The sequence below is a fragment of the Pseudosulfitobacter pseudonitzschiae genome, from assembly GCF_900129395.1.
Lineage (GTDB): Bacteria > Pseudomonadota > Alphaproteobacteria > Rhodobacterales > Rhodobacteraceae > Pseudosulfitobacter > Pseudosulfitobacter pseudonitzschiae.
Genome location: NZ_FQVP01000002.1, coordinates 175,436 through 194,454, shown reverse-complemented (window position 1 = coordinate 194,454; position 19,019 = coordinate 175,436). Strand labels below are relative to the sequence as shown.

Genomic DNA, 19,019 nt, shown 5'->3' with positions numbered 1-19,019 from the left:
CAGGGTTGCCCCAGCCCGCATCCCTGCAATGCTCAGCCTTTGACCAACTCGCCCGCCAGGGCCCGGTCGATCAACGCGATGGTTTCATCGACACCATACAGCGCGATAAACCCGCCGAACCGCGGCCCCTGACTTGCGCCCAGCAACACTTCGTACAGTGCCGTGAACCACGCGCGCAGCGGATCGAACCGGTCGCGCCCGACGGAATAGACGATGGATTGCAACGCCTCATCGTCCAGCGCGCCATCATAGGCCTTCAACTCGTCCCGCAAAGCCTCCAGCGCCTCGCGCTCAAGGTCGGTGGGCAGACGGAAGGTGCGCTTGGGCTTCACGAAGTCGTTGAAATAGCGCACGGCAAAGCCTGCCGCCTGATCCATGTCCGGGTTGCTTTGCGGTGTCGCATCGGGCGCGTACCGCTGGATAAAGCCCCACAGCCGGTCCTTGTCCTCGGCCTGCGACACCGACGCAAGGTTCAGCAACATCGAGAACGGCACCAGCATCTTGGACTCGGGCACGTCACCGCCGTGGATGTGCCACACCGGATTGTTCAGCCGCGCCTTGTCGTCCTGATCCACATAGGCCCGCAGTTGCTGGTGGTATTCGTCCACCGCCTTGGGGATCACATCGAAATGCATCCGCTTGGCCGTCTTCGGCTTTTGGTACATGAAATAGGACAGGCTTTCCGCGCTGGCATAGGTCAGCCATTCGTCGATGCTGACGCCATTGCCGGAAGATTTGGAAATCTTCTGACCGTTCTCATCCAGAAACAGCTCGTAAGTGAAATGCTCGGGCGCTTTCCATCCCAGGATGCGGCAGATGCTGTCATAAATCGGCGTGTTGGTGCTGTGGTCCTTGCCGTACATCTCGAAATCGACCTCAAGTGCGGCCCAGCGTGCGCCAAAATCGGGCTTCCACTGCAACTTCACATTGCCACCGGTCAGCGGCAGCGTCATCTCGGTGCCGGTTTCGGGGTCGTCAAAGGTGATCGTGCCCTCGGCTGCATCCACCTTTTTCATCGGCACATACAGAACACGGCCCGTTTCGGGATGGATCGGCAGAAAGATCGAATAGGTCTGCTGACGCTCTTCGCGCAGGCTTTTCAGCATCACCGCCATGATCTCGTCGTACTTCTCGGCGGCGCGCAACAGCACCTCGTCGAACTTGCCCGAGGCATAGAATTCTGTGGCCGAGATGAACTCGTATTCAAACCCGAAGGTATCAAGGAACCGGCGCAGCATCGCGTTGTTGTGGTGGCCAAAGCTTTCGAATTTCTCGAAAGGGTCCGGCACCGAGGTCAGCGGCTTTTGCAGATGCTCCTGCAATGCGTCAGGGTTCGGCACGTTGCCCGGCACCTTGCGCATCCCGTCCAGATCGTCCGAGAAACAGATCAACCGTGTCGGGATGTCGCTGATTTCCTGAAAGGCACGGCGGATCATCGTGGTCCGCGCCACCTCGCCAAAGGTGCCGATATGCGGCAGGCCGCTGGGGCCATAGCCGGTTTCAAACAGCACATAACCCTTTTCAGGCGGCGCCTTTTCATAGCGTTTGAGGATGCGGCGTGCTTCTTCGAAAGGCCACGCTTTGCTGGTCATGCCAGCTTCCGTCATTTTCGCCATGTCATATATCCTTAACATCGGTCGCGCATAACCGCGCAATCCCGCCGCTACCTATTGTGCAAAGGCAAGCGCGTCAATATTCTGCACCTGCAACACGCAGACCAAAGGACGGTGCCCGTGCCCCAAGACACCCAGCATTCAATGACCGAACAGGACGCGTTGGTCGCCGTGATGATCGCCGTGTCCGCATCGGATTCGAAAATGGACACCGCCGAACTGATCAAGATCAACTCAGCCATCAACAATCTGCCCGTCTTTGCAGACTATGACGTTGACCGTCTGTCGACCGTCAGCCAAGTCGTGCTCGACCTGTTCGACGAAGAGGACGGGCTGGACGCGCTCTTTGGCTTGGTGCGCGAGGCACTGCCCGAACGTCTGTTCGAAACCGCCTATGCGCTGGCCTGCGATGTGGCGGCCTCAAACGGGCACCTCAGCGATGGCGAACTGCGCCTGCTTGAAGAAATCCGCTATGAGCTGAACCTTGACCGCTTGCACGCCGCCGCCATCGAACGGGGCGCACGGGCGCGGCACCTCACGCTGTAACTCAGCTTCCGTACTGCGCAGCCCAGCGTTCGATCAGTTCCTGCTGCATGTTCTTGGCGCGTCCGTTGTACCAACGCGCGCCTTCGGGGCTTTCGCGTTGTGCCCGCGTCAGCTTGGCGCGGCGGTCTTCGTCGGCTGCAAAGATCGAAAAGGCCATGACCGTGCCATCATGTGCCGTCATGTACCCCGCAAGACCCGAGACAAAGTTCAGCGTGCCGGTCTTGGCGTGCACCGTGATCGGACCGGATTTGATCGGCCGCCCCTTGGCATCGCGCAGCGGGATTTCCTTCAACAGCGGACGCAGCTCGTTGTCGCCGTAAACCTTGACCAGCGCACCGACCATCCCGTCCGCCGTCACCCGGCTGTCCTCGCTCAGACCCGAGTGGTCCACAAGCTCGATGCCCTGCGCGCCCAGATCTGCACGCACCCAATCGTTCATGGCGCTGGCCGACTCTTTCAACGTCTGCGGCGTGCCACCGCGTTTGACCGTGGCCGCCAGCCCCACCATTTCAGCCGTCAGGTTTGTGGAATACTTCAACATATCCTTCAGCAGAACATGCAGCTCGTCGCTGAACTGCCGCGCCACCACCTGACCCGATGGACGGGCCATCGTCACCTTGGCCGCAGGGACGTCAATGCCTTGCGACCGCAGCATGGTGCGGAACACGTCGCCCGCATACAGCGCAGGATTGCGCACCGGCAACCAGCGTGCGCCGCCCGTGCCCAGCGCACCCCGCGCCACGGTCCAGTCGTCGCGCCCGCCGCTTTCGGCATAGGTGTAAACGGGGGCCGTGCGGTCCTCGACACGCATCTGCGCCATGACCACGTCGGGACGGTATTTGTCCGACCGTGCGTCCATGGTCACCGCATAATTGGCGCCCTCGCGCTTCCACTCGAAATGGACCCGGTTGTAGTTCAGCGCGATCCCCGAAACGGCAGGGCTGTACCCCAGATGCGCAGGCTGGTCGGGATCGATGGTACGGACATGCGGGAACCCGCCATCATAGATCACCAGCCCCCCGTGCACTTCGCGGATGCCCGCCGCCTTGACGTTGGCCGCCAGCGTGGCCAGCGCATTGGTGTCCAGACTGGGATCACCGCCCCCCGACAGCACCAGATCACCCGACACGATGCCATCCGTGACGGCACCGGTTACCACCACTTGCGTTTCGAACCGGTGCGCACTGCCCAGCACCTTCAGCGCATATAGCGCCGTAATTGCCTTGGCCGTGCTGGCCGGCGGCGTTCCGGTTTGCGGGTTCATCCCCTCAAGCCGCAGGCCGGTCTTGGCATCCGCCACCGAATAGCACACCTGCCCGCCCAGCTTGGCGTTGGCCACGATGACCTCGGGGCCTGCGACGGCCTTCTTGGCAATGCCCTCGCCGCGCAAACGCGGACGCAGCGACCCGTCGGGCGCATCGGCAAATGCACCGGAGGCAAGGGTGGCCGCCGTGGCGGACAAAAAGAAACGTCTGGAAACAGGGTATGACATGGGGCGCAGAATAACCTTGCCGCAAAGAAATGGACAAGCCGCAATTAGTTCGTTTTCGGTCACAGAAACGTGGTGCATTCCATATGCGCGCCCTGCGTGCTAGCAGCCCGCGGATGGAACGCGCCGCCCTGATCATGTTTGTCGCCATGTCGTTGATCCCATTGGGAGACAGCGCTGGCAAACTGCTGACCTCGGCCCATGGCGTATCCCCCTTGTGGGTCGCATCCTCCCGGTTTTTTCTGGCCACCGCGATGATTGCACCCTTTGTGCCACACGGCACCTTTGCGCTGCTGCGCAACTGGCGGATCTGGCTGCGGGGATTGATTCTGGCGATGGGCATCACCTGCATCCAGATGGCCCTGCGCACAGAGGACATAGCGAATGTGTTCGCAGCATTCTTCATCGGCCCGCTGATCAGCTTCACCCTGGGCGCGCTGGTCCTGCGCGAGCCGATAACAGGACTGCGCGCGGTGTTGATCGCCTGCGGATTTGCGGGGGTTCTGGTCGTGGTCCGCCCCGGCTTTGGCGGCGGTGCGGGGTTGCTGTGGGCCGTGGCCGCAGGCAGCTTTTACGGACTGTTCCTGACTGCGACACGCTGGCTGGCGGGCGCCGGATCGCCGGTCGCGCTGGCCTTTACCCAGTTCGGGATCGCCGCCCTTGCCCTATTGCCTTTCGGGCTGGCCAACCTGCCGCCTGCAACAACCGCCGTGGCGGGGCTGACCGTGCTCAGCGCGGCAGGCTCCCTGCTGGGCAACCTGTTGTTGCTCTATGCCAACCGGATCGCGCCCGCCACGCAACTGGCCCCGCTCGTCTATTTCCAGCTCATCGCAGCGGTCGCCCTGGGATGGGCCATCTTCGGGGCCCTGCCCGATGCGCTGACGTGGCTTGGTCTGGCGCTGATCGTGGGCGCGGGTCTGGCCTCGGCCCGCCTACGTGGCTGACCAGCCTCCCGCCGCACGGATCGCACTGGACGATTGCGCCACCATCGGCACGTTGACAAAGCACCACGCAGGCGGATCGGACCAGCCTAAAAGATGCGAATGCCGCCCGGCAATCCGGTAAGGCGCAAACAACCGCGCCGCCGGGCTCATCCGCGCCGAAATCCGGTCACCCGGACGGGCCAGCACACCGACCGGCACATTGGCCATGATCCATTGCCAGTCCTGCCAGAGATGAAACTGCGCCAGGTTGTCCGCTCCCATCAGCCAGACAAACCGCACCCCCCGATACTGCGCCTTCAACGCCTTCAGCGTCTGCGCCGTATATCGCGTCCCCAGCCGCGCCTCGATGTCGGTCACCGTGACACGCGGGTGCTGCATGACCCGCCGCGCCTGCGCCATGCGCTTCTCCAGCGGCGCAGGCCCGTGTGACTTGAGCGGATTGCCCGGGCTGACCAGCCACCAGACACAGTCCAGATCAAACCGCTTCAGCGCCTCACGGGTGATATGCACATGCCCCGCGTGGGCCGGATCAAAGGATCCGCCCAACAGGCCAATGGTCTGGCCGGGCCTGACAAAGGGGCGTGCGCTGTTCATCATCGCTTGTTGCCCGACTGTGCGGGGTCAATCAACCACACCTACAACGTCCCCGCGCGTCACCAGACCGGGCGTGACCACTTCGGCACACCAACCGCCATGCCCACGCACCGCATTATATCCCCCGAACCCAAAGGTTTCCTCCATCCGGCTGCACGGCGCACAGATCACCGTCAGCCGCAGCACTGCCGCGCCCACGGCAATTTCGCGCCCCTTGAGTGCACCCAGATTGATGCCTGAAATCAACAGGTTGCGCCGCAAGGCATCCGGCGTCACCACATCCACGCCCAGCACCCCCGCGATCACCGGCAGATGCTCGGCCTGTATCAGCGTCACCGCCCGCTTGCCTGCCCGTGCGCGGTCGCCGTCCAACCCAGACAACCCGACCTGCACCTGTGGCACGGCCTGCACCTCTGCCCGCCGCGCGGGTCGCAGACCGATCCAGTCAACACGCCCCATCTGCGCATGACGCGCCAGCAAATCGGCCATCACCTGCATTTCAGCACCCTGCCGTCATGTGTAAAAACCACTAACGCCTCCCGTATAAAGTGCTTTACCTTCCGGCAACATATTTGACCCAAGGACTTTTCCGTGACCCCGATAGAATTCCTGCAATCCCTTCTCAAGCTCAATCGCGGCGGCACAATCCTGATCATGACCGGCCTTGGCGTGCTCGCAGCGGCGGCCATCGCGGTCAGCTGGATGGGCGGCGGGCAGAACGTGATCACGCTGGCGCTCTACATCCTCGGCTTTGGAGTGATCGCGGCAATACTGACCTTTGTCGTCTCCAACCCGCTGATGAAAACAGTGCTGGGGTGGATGTTTGTCGTGGTCTTCGGGGTGATCCTGTTCTGCGCCTTCGACAGCGTGATCCAAATCACCGGGCGCACCCCGTCGCCGCCCTGCTGGCGCACCATCCTGGAAGAACCGCCACGGATCTGCGAGGCACGTTTCGAGAACGGCCAGCAAGGCAACAGCTTTGCCGTGTCCTCGGACGCACCCGACCTGCCTGCCCAACCCGCAGGGAACACCAGCGAGATCAGCGGCACGCCGATCACGGACGCGCCCGTCATCGTCGCTGGTCCCGCCCCCGCCCCGCCGGTGATCCATTTGCAATTCACCCCGCCCATCACCCGCACCACATCGCGCGAGATTGCCCGCGACCTTGCCGACAACGGCTGGGATATCGCGGGCGGCAGTCAGGGCGGCGAAGAGGTGACGCGCGGCCCCTCCAGAACCCAGATCAGATACTACAGCGCCGACTACGCGGAAAACGCACGCTGGCTGGCCCGCGATCTGTCCGCGCGGCTGGACGGCGCTGAAATCCTGGTGAACGACTTTTCACAGGCGGGGCTGATCGCTCAGCCCAACCTGCTGGAAATCTGGCTGGCCCCGCAGACCAACTAGATTGCGCACCCATACATCAAACCTGTTTGCCAAGTCGCGCGCCGCAGCCTAAGACACCAGACAATTCCACGCATCGGCAAGGAGGGTCCCATGGCGGCCTATCAGTACGTTTACCACATGTCCGGGGTCTCCAAGACCTATCCGGGCGGCAAGAAGACATTCGAGAACATCCACCTGAACTTTCTTCCGGGCGTCAAGATCGGCGTTGTCGGGGTCAACGGCGCGGGTAAATCCACCCTGCTGAAGATCATGGCAGGCATGGACAAGGATTTCACCGGCGAAGCCTGGGCCGCCGAGGGCGCGCGCGTGGGTTACCTGCCACAGGAACCCAAGCTGGACGAAAACCTCAGCGTGCGTGAAAACGTCATGCTGGGCGTCGCCGGCAAAAAGGCGAAACTGGACCGCTACAACGAACTGGCGATGAACTACTCGGACGAAACCGCCGACGAGATGGCCGCGCTCCAGGACCAGATCGACGCCGAGAACCTGTGGGACCTCGACAGCCAGATCGACGTATCGATGGAGGCACTGCGCTGCCCCCCCGACGACGCACGCATTCAGGACCTGTCGGGCGGTGAAGCCCGCCGCGTGGCCCTGTGCAAACTGCTGCTCGAAGCGCCCGACATGCTGCTGCTGGACGAACCGACCAACCACCTGGACGCGGAAACCATCGCCTGGCTGCAACAGCACCTGGTCAACTACAAGGGCACGATCCTGATCGTCACCCACGACCGGTATTTCTTGGACGACATCACCAGCTGGATTCTGGAACTGGACCGTGGCCGCGGCATTCCCTACGAGGGCAACTATTCCGCATGGCTGGAACAGAAAGCCAAACGGCTTGAGCAGGAATCGCGCGAAGACAAATCCAAGCAAAAGACGCTGGAGCGCGAATTGCAATGGATGCGGCAGGGCGCCAAGGCGCGTCAGGCCAAATCCAAGGCACGGATCAATTCCTACAACGACCTGCTGGAAACAACCGAGCGCGAAAAACTGGCCTATGCCCAGATCGTCATCCCCAACGGCCCCCGTCTGGGCAACAAGGTGATCGACGTCAGCGGTCTGAAAAAACACATGGGTGACAAGCAGCTGATCGACGGGCTGGACTTTTCCCTGCCCCCGGGCGGCATCGTCGGCGTGATCGGTCCCAACGGCGCGGGTAAATCCACGCTGTTCAAGATGCTGACAGGTCAGGAAAAACCCGACGAGGGCACGATTGAATTCGGCGACACGGTCCAACTGTCCTATGTTGACCAGTCCCGCGACGACCTGAATGCCGACGACAACGTCTGGCAGGCGATCTCGGGCGGGGCCGAACTGATTTCGCTGGGCAACGCCGAAGTGAACAGCCGCGCCTATTGCTCGTCGTTCAACTTCAAGGGCGGCGACCAACAGAAAAAGGTCGGCCTTCTGTCGGGCGGTGAACGCAACCGCGTCCACATGGCGCGCCTGCTGAAAGAGGGCGGCAACGTCCTCCTGCTCGACGAACCGACCAACGACCTGGACGTGGAAACCCTGCGCGCGCTCGAAGACGCGCTGGTGGATTTCGGCGGCTGCGCCGTGGTCATCTCGCACGACCGTTTCTTCCTTGACCGGATCTGTACGCACATCCTGGCCTTTGAGGGCGAAGCGCACGTGGAATGGTTCGAGGGCAACTTCGAAGACTACGAAGAAGACAAGAAACGCCGCTTGGGTGCCGACGCGCTGGAACCCAAGCGTCTGAAGCACAAGAAGTTCATGCGTTAAGCCAATGTCGGGGTGCATCGTGGTGCACCCCGACATCACTCAAGGCGCGGCCGCCTTGCGACCTCTTGAAATCCGTACCAAAACCGACAAAAGTGGTACAATTCTCTATGTGAAATTTCAGGAGCCTGCCATGCACCGCCGTACCTTCATTGCCTCTGCCCTTGCCGCCCCCGTTGCGGCCCAACTTGCGGCACCGGCTGTGGCCCAGCAGGTCGTGTTCGATCCGACCCCTCAGATCGTCAACATCAAGAAAGAATTCCTGCCTGGTCAGCTTCTGATCCTGCCGCGCAGCTATTACCTGTACTGGGTGACCGAACCGCGCACCGCCATCCGCTATGGCGTCGGCGTAGGACGCGCAGGCCTTGAGTTTACCGGCACCGCCACCATCGACGTCAAAAAGGAATGGCCCACCTGGCGCCCCACCGACGAGATGATCGAGCGCAGCCCGACAACCTATGGCAAGTTCAAGGACAACGACTATGTCCAACCCGGCGGCCCCTCGAACCCGCTGGGCGCGCGGGCGCTGTATTTGTTCCAGAACGGCAAAGATACCTATTTCCGCATCCACGGCACAACCGAACCGGACAGCATCGGCAAATCGGTCAGCAACGGCTGCATCCGGATGCTGAACGAACACGTGATCGACCTTTATGGACGTGTGCCCATCGGTACGGTCGTGACCGTCCTGTAAACGGCTGACGGCGCTGCCGGGCATCCTCTGGCAGCCCCCCGAACGACACGACGTTGCACCGTGGCACGACGCGCAAACCAAAGTTTCCAGCCAGAGGCTTGGACCGGACTTTCTCAGCCGATCCGCCAATATTAATAATTCCAGTTGCGTTATCGTGCGCGCGGAAGGAAACTTGTACGTGAACTCTTGCGTAAAATATACTCAGTGCTGTCCCAAAAGGGGTGCTATTTGTCCGTCATCGATCTCAGCAACCTGCCGTTTCCAGGGAACAACCTGAGATCCTTTCTGGATTCAGTTTGTGAGACACATGAACTGGATTTTGCGGCCTACGCCGGCATGGACCCGATTGCCCAGACGGTGCACGGGTTCGTAAACTATCCAGACGAATGGCAGACCCGCTACGTCAAGGAAGGTTTTCAGTACCGCGATCCCGCCCTGCTTCTTGCCAGCCGCAGCATTGCCCCCGTCGACTGGCAACGCCTGCGCGGCGAACGCACGTTCAGGGATATTTTCCGCGCCGCCCGCGATCACGGCATCTCGGAACAGGGGCTGACCGTGCCGGTGCGCGGACCTTATGGCGATGTCGGCCTGTTCAGCGTCACCCGCAACTGTTCCGACCGAGAGTGGGACCTGCTCAAGGCCAAGATCCTCGGCGAGCTGCAAACAGCGGCCGTTCACCTGCATGACAACGTCATACACTCTCACGCCCTGACCCGAAAACTGCACCATCCCAGCCTGTCCGCACGCGAAGTTGAAATCCTGCAATGGATTGCAGCGGGCAAAAGCCAGCAGGACGTGGCAGACATCCTGTCGATCTCGAACCGCACGGTCGAAGTGCATTTGCGGTCAGGCCGCTCGAAACTGGGTGCGCTGACCACGCCCCAAGCCGTGGGCCGCGCAATTGGCCTGGGTCTCATTCACCCCGAGTAACCTGCGTCCTACGGGATTTCCCGTATAGCCGCTATTTCCCAAAACCTTGATGGTATTCTCAGCGATCTAGTAGCGGAGAATAACATGATCATTGTAATCGACGGCCTTAACCGGCAGCGCTACAGCCGCCTTCTCGACGAAATGTTCGCCTTGCGCGCACGTGTTTTCGGACAGCGACTGGGGTGGGAGGTAGATATTGTAAACGGCAAGGAAATCGACCAGTTCGACGCCCTTGACCCGGCCTATGTTATTGGCCTGAACGACGAGGGACACGTGGTGTCCTGTGTGCGCGCGTTGCAAACAACGGGGCCGCACATGCTGTCCGACGTGTTCCACGACATTCTGGACGGCGAACCGCCATTGCGCAGCGCCACCTTGTGGGAATCGACGCGGTTCTGTGTCGATACCGACATTCTGGATCGCGGCAATTCGCGCAATTCGGTGAGCTATGCGACTTGCGAGCTGATGGCAGCATCACTTGAATATGCCAAGAATTCAGGCATTTCTGACATCGTGACCGTGATTGATCCGGTGATGAACCGTGTGCTGAAACGGTCGGACTGCGCCCCCTATGGCTATGTCGGATCGACCAAGCCGATGGGCAAGGTATCGGCCATGGCCGCCCTGCTGGATTGTTCGGACGAGCGCATCGCCAAGATCAGGGCCTTTGCCGGGATCGAGGGCGACATGTTCGTATCCGACCAGCGCGCCTATGAGCTGTCCGACGACCACAGGCCGACCGTCGCCGCGCCCAATATCGCAAAGGTTACCGACGACGCCCGGATGCGGCAGCTTTTGCAGGAATACTGCGACGACCAGATCGCCGATGCCGCCACCCTCGAGGATCTGGATGCGGCCAAGGATCTGGCGCGGATGCTGGAAGACGCGAACATGATCGACGCACGAAATTCGTCTGGCACTCACGGATGACGGATGAGAGGGCCCATTTCCCCCTCGATTTGATGAGGCCCTCATAGCCCTGCACGACCCGTCCCCTACGGGTTGCGCGGTACTTTCCCGCTCGTTCCACCAGACGGAAAAAGGGCCAGCGCATCGCGCTGGCCCTTTTATGATCCATCCCGCAAAGCGGTTTATTTCAGCGCTTCGTCAGTGATCTCGTGCGTCCATGCACCTTCGGGCGCCTTGGTGATCATGCCGCCTTCCATGGTGATCGCGGCACTGCGGTCAAAAGCCGCCTCGTCCAGCGCGCCGTTGCTGCCCTCGGTCAGCTTGGCAATCTCGCCCATCATCCGCTTCTGGTGCTTTTCGGTCTGGGCACCGGTCTGGTCGTTCTCCAGAACGATCTCGGCGGCCTCATCGGGGTTCTCTTCAGCGTATTTCCACCCCTTCATCGACGCGCGCACGAAACGGACCAGCTTATCCTTCATCTCGGGATCGGCCAGTTTCTCTTCGGTGGTGTAAAGACCATCCTCAAGCGTCGAAATGCCCTCGTCCTCGTATTTGAAAACCACCAGATCCTCGGGTGTCAGGCCCGCATCAATGACCTGCCAGTATTCGTTGTAGGTCATGGTGGTGGCGCATTCGACCTGCTTTTGCAGCAGCGGATCGACGTTAAAGTTGATCTTCTGGATGGTCACCCCACCGTCAGAGCCATCGGTGGAATAGCCCAGCTTGCCCATCCAGCTCAGCAACGGGATCTCGTTGCCAAAGAACCATGTGCCCAGCGTGTGACCGGGGAAGTCGGCGGGCGAGGTGATCCCGTGCTCTTTCAAACAGGTCAGCATCAGGCCCGATTTGGCAAAAGGCTGCGCGATGTTCACGATCGGCGCGCCCTTTTCCCGTGCGGCCAGCGCGGACGGCAGCCAGTCGACCATCACGTCGGCACCACCCCCCAGCAGAACCTGCACCGGGGCGATGTCCGGGCCGCCCGGCTTGATCGTCACGTTCAGGTCTTCTTCTTCGTAGAACCCTTTGTCCAGCGCCACGTAGTAGCCTGCGAACTGGGCCTGCGTGACCCATTTCAGTTGCAGCGTCACATCGTCCGCCGCCATCGCACCGGTGCCCATCAGGCCCAGTGCAGCGGTTGTGACCGCGTAAGTAAACGTTTTCATTTTGATACTCCTTGTTGGTCTTCTTCTTGGTTTATTATTCTCATGTCCGGCCCCTCTGTGAAGGGTGCCAGAATGTCACGAGCCGTTCCAGCAGAGCGATGCCGCCATAAAAGGCAGAACCGACGATGGCCGCCACAACGATTTCGGCCCAGACCAGATCCAGCGCCAGTTGCCCCACCGATGTCGAGATGCGAAAGCCCATGCCGTGAATGGGCGAGCCGAAGAATTCGGCCACAATCGCCCCGATCAGCGCCAGCGTCGAGGCGATCTTGAGCCCGTTGAAAATGAACGGCATCGCCGCAGGCAGGCGCAGTTTCAGCAAGGTCTGCCAATAGGACGCCGCATAGGTGCGCATCAGGTCACGCTGCATATTATCGGTCGATTGCAGCCCCTGCACGGTGTTCACCAGCATCGGAAAGAACACCATGACCACGACCACGGCGGCCTTGGACTGCCAGTCGAACCCGAACCACATCACCAGAATGGGCGCCATGCCCACAATGGGCAATGCAGCGACAAAGTTGCCCACCGGCAGCAGCCCCTTTTGCAGGAACGGAAACCGGTCGATGACCACCGCCAACAGGAACGCCGCCCCGCAACCCATGACGAAACCGGACAGCGCGCCCTTGATCACCGTTTGCACAAAATCCACCCACAGGATGTCCCGCGACAGCCAGAACCGCGCGGCAATCTCGGATGGCGCCGGCAGCAGCACGTCCGAGATTTCGAACAACCGCTCGCCGGTTTCCCACATCGCCAGCAGCGTGACGCCAAAGAGGATCGGGATGACATAGCCGCCCCAGCGCCATGCGCCGTGCCGCGCAATCAGCGCGTTCAGCATCCAGCCTGCGACCCAGATCGCCAGAACCGGCACCAGCCGCCAGTCCACCACAGCCGCCAGCACAAAGACCAACGCCAGCAGCGCCCAGCCCAGCCACGCGGGGCGTTTCTGAACAACCGCGCTCATGTCGCCATCCCCATGCGTTTCAGCACGATGCGCTGGATCAGCCCGATCAGCGACACAATGACCGCCGCCAGTGCCGCCGCCATGATCAGCGCGCTCCAGATCTGGATGGTCTGGCCGTAATAGCTGCCCGCCAGCAAACGCGCGCCCAGTCCGGCTATCGCGCCCGTCGGCAGTTCGCCCACGATGGCCCCCACCAAGGATGCCGCCATCGCCACCTTCAGCGAGGTGAACAGATAGGGCATCGACGCAGGCAGGCGCAGCTTCCAGAACGTCTGTGACGCGCTGGCGTGCCATGTGTGCATCTGGTCCAGCTGCATTACCTCGGGGCTGCGCAGCCCTTTGACCATGCCGACGGCGACGGGGAAAAACGACAGGTACATGCTGATCACCGCCTTGGGCAGCAGGCCAGACACACCCACCGCGTTCAGCACCACGATGATCATCGGCGCCAGCGCCAGAATCGGTATGGTCTGTGACGCGATAACCCAGGGCATCACGCTCATGTCCATCACACGGTTATAAACAATGCCCACCGCCAGCAGAATGCCCAGCGTCGTGCCCAGCGCAAAACCCACCAGCGTGGCACTCAGCGTGATCCACGAATGATAGATCAACGAGCGTTTCGAGGTGATCTTCTTATCGACCGTGGTCTGCCAGACCTCGACCGCCACCTGATGCGGTGCGGGCAGCCTGGGTTTTTCCTGGCTCCAGGTATCGGCGACCAGATCGCTGAACGTCAGTTCCACGTCGGCCCGCGCGGCGCGGTCATAGGCCCATTGCGCGTTCATCGGAACGGCAGCCACATACCACAGCGCCAGAATGGCGGCGACGACCGTGAGGACGGGGATCGAACGCGTCATAGGCTCAGCCCCGCTGTCACAGCCTTAAACATCGTTATGCCCCGCCCGCAAACCTTCGCGCACCCGATGCGCAACTTCCAGAAACTCCGGCGTCTCGCGGATGTCCAAGGGGCGCTCCTTGGGCAGCGGGCTGTCGATTACATCGGTGATCCGCCCCGGCCGCGGGCTCATCACCACGATCTTGGTGCTCAGATACACCGCCTCGGGGATCGAATGGGTAACAAAGGCAATCGTCTTTTCCGTCCGCGCCCACAGCTTCAACAACTGCTCGTTCAGGTGGTCGCGCACAATCTCGTCCAGCGCGCCAAAGGGTTCGTCCATCAGCAGAATATCCGCGTCAAAGGCCAGCGCACGGGCAATCGACGCCCGCTGCTGCATCCCGCCCGACAGTTGCCAGGGGAACTTCTTCTCGAACCCGGCCAGCTCCACCAGCTCCAGCACCCGCGCCACACGGTCACGCTGGTCGGATTTGGAATAGCCCATGATCTCCAGCGGCAGGCTGATGTTGCCCCCGATGGTGCGCCACGGATACAGGCCCGCCGCCTGAAACACATAGCCATAGGCCCGCGCCGCCCGCGCTTCGGCTGCACTCACCCCGTTGACGGTGATGCTGCCGCCCGTGGGCTGCTCAAGATCGGCCATACAGCGCAGGAACGTCGTCTTGCCGCAGCCCGAGGGGCCGATAAAGCTGACGAAATCACCCTTTTCGATGTCCAGCGACACGGATTTCAGCGCTTGCACGGGGCCGTCGTTTGTCTGAAACGTCAGGTCGAGATCCTTGGCCGAGATAACGGCCCCGCCATTTGCAGCAGGAGTGCCCGCGTCTTTCAGGTTATTCACTTCCACAAATTAGATCCCCGCCGGAATGTTCATCGGATCGCGCTTGATCATCTTCGGGCTGGTCAGCTCTTTCCATTTCGACAGCGCCACGTTGGGCGCGGCAAAGGCAGGGCGCGGGACGAACTTGCCCCGTCCGGGCTGCGGCTGACTGTTCTGCCCCCAGGCCCAGATCACCTCGCCCCGGCTCAGGGTATAGCGGCTTTGGGCCGTCACCTCGAAGCCTTCGAACACGTTGTAATCCAGAATGGAATGGTGGTTGGCAGGGCTGATCGTCTTGGTGATCTTCGGGTCCCACACCACAATGTCGGCATCCGCACCCTCAACAATCGCACCCTTCTGCGGGTAGATGTTCAGGATCTTCGCCACATTGGTCGAGGTCGCGGCGACAAATTCGTTCGGCGTCAGGCGGCCCGTTTCAACCCCTTCGGTCCACAGCACCGCCAGACGTTCCTCCAGCCCGTTCGACCCGTTGGGGATGATGCGGAAATCATTGCGCCCCGCGCGCTTCTGCTCGGTCGAGAACGCGGCGTGGTCGGTGGCCACCACCTGCAACGATCCGGCCTGCAAGCCAGCCCACAGGCTGTCCTGATGCTGCTTGTTGCGAAACGGCGGCGACATCACGCGGCGCGCAGCGTGATCCCAGTCCTTGTTGAAATACTCGCCCTCGTCCAGCGTCAGGAACTGGATCAACGGCTCGCCGTAAACCCGCATCCCCTTTTGCCGCGCACGGCGGATTGCCTCGTGGGTCTGCTCGCAGGACACGTGCACGATGTACAGCGGCACGCCTGCCGTGTCGGCAATGGTGATCGCCCGATTTGCGGCCTCGCCCTCCAGCTCGGGCGGACGGGAATAGGCGTGACCCTCGGGGCCGGTGATCCCCTGATCGAAATATTTCTGCTGCAACTCCGCCACCAGATCGCCATTCTCGGCATGGACCATCGGCAGCGCACCCAGCTCGGCACAGCGTTTGAACGACGCGAACATCTCGTCGTCCTCGATCATCAACGCGCCCTTGTAGGCCATGAAATGCTTGAACGAGTTCACGCCCATATCCACGGCGTCTTTCATCTCGTTGAATACATTCTCGTTCCAGCCGGTGATCGCCATGTGATAGCCGATGTCCGAACAGATCTGCGGCGCGCTCTTGCGGTGCCATTCGTTGATCGCGTTCTTGATGCTGCCATCTTCGCCCGGCAGGCAGAAATCCACGATCATCGTGGTCCCGCCCACGGCGGCGGCCCATGTGCCGGTCTCGAATGTCTCGGCGGCGGTGGTGCCCATGAACGGCATTTCCAGATGCGTGTGCGGGTCGATCCCGCCGGGGATCACATAGGCCCCTTCCGCATCAATGTATTCGTCGCCCACCAGATCCTCGCCAATGCGCACGATCTTTTCGCCCTCGATCAGAACATCCGCTTTCCATGTCCGGTCCGCCGTGCAGACCATGCCGCCCTTGATCACCTTGCTCATCTCGTATCTCCTGTCGTCTCGTTTGTCTGGCCTGTTTCTTTTGGCCTTGAATATCCCGGGGTCCGGGGCAGCGCCCCGCGTCACACGCTGGCAAAGCACCCCATCGCCGGCCCATGCACGCCAATGTCCAGCGGCCCGAAATCGCTCTCCACACACAGCGCGAAATACCCTGCACGCGGCATGTAGATCACGCGGTAATCTCCATCGGTGCGCGTCACGGTCCAGCAGGTTTGCGTCAGCCCGCCGGAAAAGTTCACCGTGGTCGCAAAGGGCCGTACCAGCGCCGCGCGAAAGGCCGCCAGGTAGGCGCGGTCCTTGGCCGTCTGCACCGGCGCTTCTGCCACCTCGGCCCGAATCAGCAGCCCGATCCGGTCCGCAATGCTCAGGTCAGGGTCGATCAAGTGCGATCACCAAATTTTCGCTTACAATCGCAGAGCCTGGCTTCATTCTTATACCGGAACCAGGATGATCTAATAAGAATCTAGCGGCATCCCTAATGTCGTCGAACGAATGAGCATACTTTTTCTCATTCGAAGGTCGATCTTGCAGATAGCAATCAAATTGTTCTGTATCATGCTTTTGGTCCCGCACCGCATAGGCTTCTTGATCCGTTTCAGAAGAGTATATCCTCACCCGACAATCTCCGCCGTCTCGACCACCGCGTGCAACAGCACATCCGCCCCTGCGGCGGCCCATTCCTTGGTTATTTCCTCGGCCTCGTTGTGGCTCAGCCCGTCGACACAGGGACACATCACCATCGCCGTGGGTGCCACACGGTTGACCCAGCAGGCATCGTGCCCCGCACCGGAAATCAGGTCCATATGCGAATAGCCCAGCCGCTCGGCCGCATTGCGCACCGCCGTCACACAGCCCTCGTCAAAGGCCACGGGATCAAACCCGCCCACCTTTTCGAATTCGACCTCCAGCCCCATGTCGTCGCAGATCTTCTGCGCCTCGACTTTCAGCCGCGCTTCCATATCCTCGATCACCGACAGGTCCGGCGACCGGAAATCGACGGTAAAGACCACCTGCCCGGGGATCACGTTGCGCGAGTTCGGATAGACATCGATATGGCCCGCAGCACCCACCGCATGCGGCGCATGGCTCCATGCAATCTCGTCCACCTTTTCCAAAATCCGCGCCATCCCCAGACCCGCATTCTTGCGCATCGGCATCGGCGTCGATCCGGTGTGCGCATCCTTGCCCGTCACCGTGATCTGCGTCCACGACAGCCCCTGACCGTGGGTGACCACGCCAATGTCCTTGCCTTCGGCTTCCAGGATCGGGCCCTGTTCGATGTGCAGCTCGAAGAACGCGTGCATCTGGCGCGCGCCCACTTCTTCGTCCCCCCGCCAACCGATCCGTGCCAGTTCGTCGCCAAAGGTTTTGCCCTCGGCGTCGGTCTTGGCATAGGCCCAGTCCTGCGTGTGAATGCCCGCAAAGACACCCGACGACAGCATCGCGGGGGCAAAGCGTGTGCCCTCTTCGTTGGTAAAGTTGGTGACCACGATGGGGTGCTTGGTCTTCACGTCCAGATCGTTCAGCGTGCGCAGGATTTCCAAACCGCCCAACACGCCCAGAACACCGTCGTATTTGCCGCCCGTGGGCTGTGTGTCCAGGTGCGAGCCGACATAGACCGGCAGCGCGTCAGGGTCCGTGCCCGCACGCTGCGCAAACATGTTGCCCATCTGGTCCAGCCCCATCGTGCAGCCCGCGGCCTCGCACCACGACTGGAACAACGCGCGCCCCTCGGCATCCGCATCGGTCAGCGTCTGGCGGTTGTTGCCGCCCGCCACGCCGGGGCCGATCTTGGCCATGTCCATCAGGCTGTCCCACAACCGTTGTCCGTCGATCCGCAGGTTTTCCCCAGGTGCTGCCATAACTCTCCCCCTCGCGCTCTGCGGCGCTTGTTTTTGACCATTTGGTAAATACACGATTGCGCTCTGCCCCTTTTGAGTCAAGAACTGACTGAGGGGCTTTGCGCAGGGTTTGCGCATTTGCCCGAAATTGAAGCAACCGAAGGGCGGGTATTTTGGCCGAACAAACCCAGAAGAAACCCAGCCGCATCCAACAGCGTAACCGGCGCAAGATTCTGGATGCCGCGCTCGACGTTTTTTCGGCCCACGGCTTTCGCGGTGCCACGCTGGACCAGATCGCGGAACAGGCGGGGCTGAGCAAGCCGAACATCCTTTATTACTTTGATGGAAAAGAGGAAATTCACGTCACCGTGCTCAGCCAGTTGATGGAAACATGGCTGGACCCGCTGGCCGGGCTGGACCCCGAAGGCGACCCGTTGACCGAGATCCTGACCTATGTGCAACGCAAGCTGGAAATGTCGCGCGACCTGCCCCGTGAAAGCCGCTTGTTTGCCAATGAAATCCTGCAAGGTGCGCCGCGCATGGACCCGCATTTGCGCGCCGACCTCAAGCCGCTGTTCGATGCGCGCTGTGCAGTGATTCAGGCGTGGATGGACGCGGGCAAACTGGCACAGGTCGACCCGCGCCACCTGATTTTCTCGATCTGGGCCACCACACAGCACTATGCGGACTTTCAGGCACAAATCGATGTATTGCTGGAAGGACAGGAACCCACCGACGCCGCGGCGCAGTTCTTGCAAACGATGTTTCGCAATCTGCTGACACCGGGGCCGAACACCACCCCGGCGTAAGGGTTGACGAAGCCGCCGTTCGAAACAGAACGCAAAGCCGCGCATCGACGGGCCGAGGTACGGCGATCCGACCTTAGTGTCTGGCACTTTATGGCAGCCAAGCACATCCGACCGAACTGTCCCGCGCAACAGAAACCAAATCGCCGTGCCGTGGGGCGGCCCGTCATGTCGAAGACATGCCT

The 19,019-nt window shown here is 61.3% G+C and carries 19 protein-coding genes; 8 read left to right on the top strand and 11 right to left on the bottom strand.

Annotation, left to right across the window (positions count from 1 at the left end; translation table 11 throughout):
* Positions 1-32: 32 nt before the first annotated feature.
* The gene (locus tag BUC08_RS05325; protein WP_037926615.1) at positions 33-1,616 is read right to left on the bottom strand and encodes a lysine--tRNA ligase; all 1,584 of its coding nucleotides are present in this window, start codon (positions 1,614-1,616) and stop codon (positions 33-35) included.
* Between the two features lie 141 nt (positions 1,617-1,757).
* Between BUC08_RS05325 and BUC08_RS05320 the strand changes: the two genes are divergently transcribed.
* Positions 1,758-2,159 (top strand): tellurite resistance TerB family protein, encoded by a 402-nt coding sequence (locus BUC08_RS05320; RefSeq protein ID WP_037926618.1) that lies wholly within the window; start codon positions 1,758-1,760, stop codon positions 2,157-2,159.
* Between the two features lies 1 nt (position 2,160).
* Here the strand turns inward: BUC08_RS05320 and dacB are convergent, their stop codons facing one another.
* Positions 2,161-3,651, bottom strand: a complete 1,491-nt coding sequence (gene dacB / locus BUC08_RS05315) for a D-alanyl-D-alanine carboxypeptidase/D-alanyl-D-alanine endopeptidase (RefSeq protein ID WP_037927019.1) — start codon at positions 3,649-3,651, stop codon at positions 2,161-2,163.
* A 113-nt stretch (positions 3,652-3,764) separates the two neighbouring features.
* On the opposite strand from dacB, the gene BUC08_RS05310 reads away from it, so the two are divergent.
* Positions 3,765-4,592 carry a DMT family transporter gene (locus BUC08_RS05310; protein ID WP_037926622.1) on the top strand — a complete coding sequence of 276 codons (828 nt, stop codon included), beginning with the start codon at positions 3,765-3,767 and terminating at the stop codon, positions 4,590-4,592.
* Here BUC08_RS05310 and BUC08_RS05305 read toward each other — a convergent pair.
* Both BUC08_RS05305 and BUC08_RS05300 read right to left on the bottom strand, forming a co-directional pair.
* Positions 4,581-5,186 (bottom strand): nicotinate-nucleotide adenylyltransferase, encoded by a 606-nt coding sequence (locus BUC08_RS05305; protein ID WP_037926625.1) that lies wholly within the window; start codon positions 5,184-5,186, stop codon positions 4,581-4,583. The genes BUC08_RS05310 and BUC08_RS05305 overlap by 12 nt on opposite strands.
* Positions 5,187-5,213: 27 nt before the next feature.
* Complete coding sequence (locus BUC08_RS05300; RefSeq protein ID WP_037926628.1) at positions 5,214-5,684, bottom strand: MOSC domain-containing protein; 471 nt, start codon at positions 5,682-5,684, stop codon at positions 5,214-5,216.
* A 93-nt stretch (positions 5,685-5,777) separates the two neighbouring features.
* Here BUC08_RS05300 and BUC08_RS05295 point away from each other — a divergent pair, with 93 nt between their 5' ends.
* From BUC08_RS05295 to BUC08_RS05275, 5 genes are all read left to right on the top strand, one after another.
* Positions 5,778-6,593: a hypothetical protein gene (locus BUC08_RS05295; protein WP_037926631.1), complete on the top strand. Its 816-nt coding sequence runs from the start codon at positions 5,778-5,780 to the stop codon at positions 6,591-6,593.
* A gap of 90 nt (positions 6,594-6,683) precedes the next feature.
* Positions 6,684-8,339: an energy-dependent translational throttle protein EttA gene (ettA, locus tag BUC08_RS05290; RefSeq protein ID WP_037926634.1), complete on the top strand. Its 1,656-nt coding sequence runs from the start codon at positions 6,684-6,686 to the stop codon at positions 8,337-8,339.
* A 130-nt stretch (positions 8,340-8,469) separates the two neighbouring features.
* Positions 8,470-9,030, top strand: a complete 561-nt coding sequence (locus tag BUC08_RS05285; protein WP_037927022.1) for a L,D-transpeptidase — start codon at positions 8,470-8,472, stop codon at positions 9,028-9,030.
* Positions 9,031-9,258: 228 nt separating this feature from the next.
* Positions 9,259-9,960, top strand: a complete 702-nt coding sequence (locus tag BUC08_RS05280) for an autoinducer binding domain-containing protein (RefSeq protein WP_037926637.1) — start codon at positions 9,259-9,261, stop codon at positions 9,958-9,960.
* An 84-nt stretch (positions 9,961-10,044) separates the two neighbouring features.
* Positions 10,045-10,890, top strand: coding sequence for an acyl-homoserine-lactone synthase (locus tag BUC08_RS05275; RefSeq protein WP_037926640.1), 846 nt, complete (start codon positions 10,045-10,047; stop codon positions 10,888-10,890).
* Between the two features lie 161 nt (positions 10,891-11,051).
* Here the strand turns inward: BUC08_RS05275 and BUC08_RS05270 are convergent, their stop codons facing one another.
* From BUC08_RS05270 to BUC08_RS05240, 7 genes are all read right to left on the bottom strand, one after another.
* Complete coding sequence (locus tag BUC08_RS05270) at positions 11,052-12,032, bottom strand: ABC transporter substrate-binding protein (protein WP_037926643.1); 981 nt, start codon at positions 12,030-12,032, stop codon at positions 11,052-11,054.
* 40 nt (positions 12,033-12,072) lie between these two features.
* Complete coding sequence (locus BUC08_RS05265; RefSeq protein ID WP_037927026.1) at positions 12,073-12,921, bottom strand: ABC transporter permease; 849 nt, start codon at positions 12,919-12,921, stop codon at positions 12,073-12,075.
* A gap of 74 nt (positions 12,922-12,995) precedes the next feature.
* Positions 12,996-13,859, bottom strand: coding sequence for an ABC transporter permease (locus BUC08_RS05260; protein ID WP_037926644.1), 864 nt, complete (start codon positions 13,857-13,859; stop codon positions 12,996-12,998).
* A 24-nt stretch (positions 13,860-13,883) separates the two neighbouring features.
* The gene (locus BUC08_RS05255; protein ID WP_234973743.1) at positions 13,884-14,705 is read right to left on the bottom strand and encodes an ABC transporter ATP-binding protein; all 822 of its coding nucleotides are present in this window, start codon (positions 14,703-14,705) and stop codon (positions 13,884-13,886) included.
* Between the two features lie 3 nt (positions 14,706-14,708).
* Complete coding sequence (hydA, locus tag BUC08_RS05250) at positions 14,709-16,169, bottom strand: dihydropyrimidinase (RefSeq protein ID WP_037926648.1); 1,461 nt, start codon at positions 16,167-16,169, stop codon at positions 14,709-14,711.
* 80 nt (positions 16,170-16,249) lie between these two features.
* A complete protein-coding gene (locus tag BUC08_RS05245) occupies positions 16,250-16,570 on the bottom strand; it encodes a hypothetical protein (RefSeq protein ID WP_037926650.1) in 321 nt (106 codons plus the stop codon).
* A gap of 228 nt (positions 16,571-16,798) precedes the next feature.
* On the bottom strand, positions 16,799-18,049 hold the full coding sequence (locus tag BUC08_RS05240) for a Zn-dependent hydrolase (protein WP_037926653.1): 1,251 nt from the start codon (positions 18,047-18,049) through the stop codon (positions 16,799-16,801).
* 152 nt (positions 18,050-18,201) lie between these two features.
* Between BUC08_RS05240 and BUC08_RS05235 the strand changes: the two genes are divergently transcribed.
* Positions 18,202-18,837, top strand: a complete 636-nt coding sequence (locus BUC08_RS05235; RefSeq protein WP_037926655.1) for a TetR family transcriptional regulator C-terminal domain-containing protein — start codon at positions 18,202-18,204, stop codon at positions 18,835-18,837.
* The last annotated feature ends 182 nt before the right edge of the window (positions 18,838-19,019 follow it).

What these genes read in the sequence shown, in the direction of transcription:
- BUC08_RS05325 (WP_037926615.1), bottom strand. Translation starts at nt 1,616, where the DNA reads ATGGCGAAAATGACGGAAGCTGGCATGACCAGCAAAGCGTGGCCTTTC.
- BUC08_RS05320 (WP_037926618.1), top strand. Translation starts at nt 1,758, where the DNA reads ATGACCGAACAGGACGCGTTGGTCGCCGTGATGATCGCCGTGTCCGCA.
- dacB (WP_037927019.1), bottom strand. Translation starts at nt 3,651, where the DNA reads ATGTCATACCCTGTTTCCAGACGTTTCTTTTTGTCCGCCACGGCGGCC.
- BUC08_RS05310 (WP_037926622.1), top strand. Translation starts at nt 3,765, where the DNA reads ATGGAACGCGCCGCCCTGATCATGTTTGTCGCCATGTCGTTGATCCCA.
- BUC08_RS05305 (WP_037926625.1), bottom strand. Translation starts at nt 5,186, where the DNA reads ATGAACAGCGCACGCCCCTTTGTCAGGCCCGGCCAGACCATTGGCCTG.
- BUC08_RS05300 (WP_037926628.1), bottom strand. Translation starts at nt 5,684, where the DNA reads ATGCAGGTGATGGCCGATTTGCTGGCGCGTCATGCGCAGATGGGGCGT.
- ettA (WP_037926634.1), top strand. Translation starts at nt 6,684, where the DNA reads ATGGCGGCCTATCAGTACGTTTACCACATGTCCGGGGTCTCCAAGACC.
- BUC08_RS05285 (WP_037927022.1), top strand. Translation starts at nt 8,470, where the DNA reads ATGCACCGCCGTACCTTCATTGCCTCTGCCCTTGCCGCCCCCGTTGCG.
- BUC08_RS05275 (WP_037926640.1), top strand. Translation starts at nt 10,045, where the DNA reads ATGATCATTGTAATCGACGGCCTTAACCGGCAGCGCTACAGCCGCCTT.
- BUC08_RS05270 (WP_037926643.1), bottom strand. Translation starts at nt 12,032, where the DNA reads ATGAAAACGTTTACTTACGCGGTCACAACCGCTGCACTGGGCCTGATG.
- BUC08_RS05260 (WP_037926644.1), bottom strand. Translation starts at nt 13,859, where the DNA reads ATGACGCGTTCGATCCCCGTCCTCACGGTCGTCGCCGCCATTCTGGCG.
- hydA (WP_037926648.1), bottom strand. Translation starts at nt 16,169, where the DNA reads ATGAGCAAGGTGATCAAGGGCGGCATGGTCTGCACGGCGGACCGGACA.
- BUC08_RS05240 (WP_037926653.1), bottom strand. Translation starts at nt 18,049, where the DNA reads ATGGCAGCACCTGGGGAAAACCTGCGGATCGACGGACAACGGTTGTGG.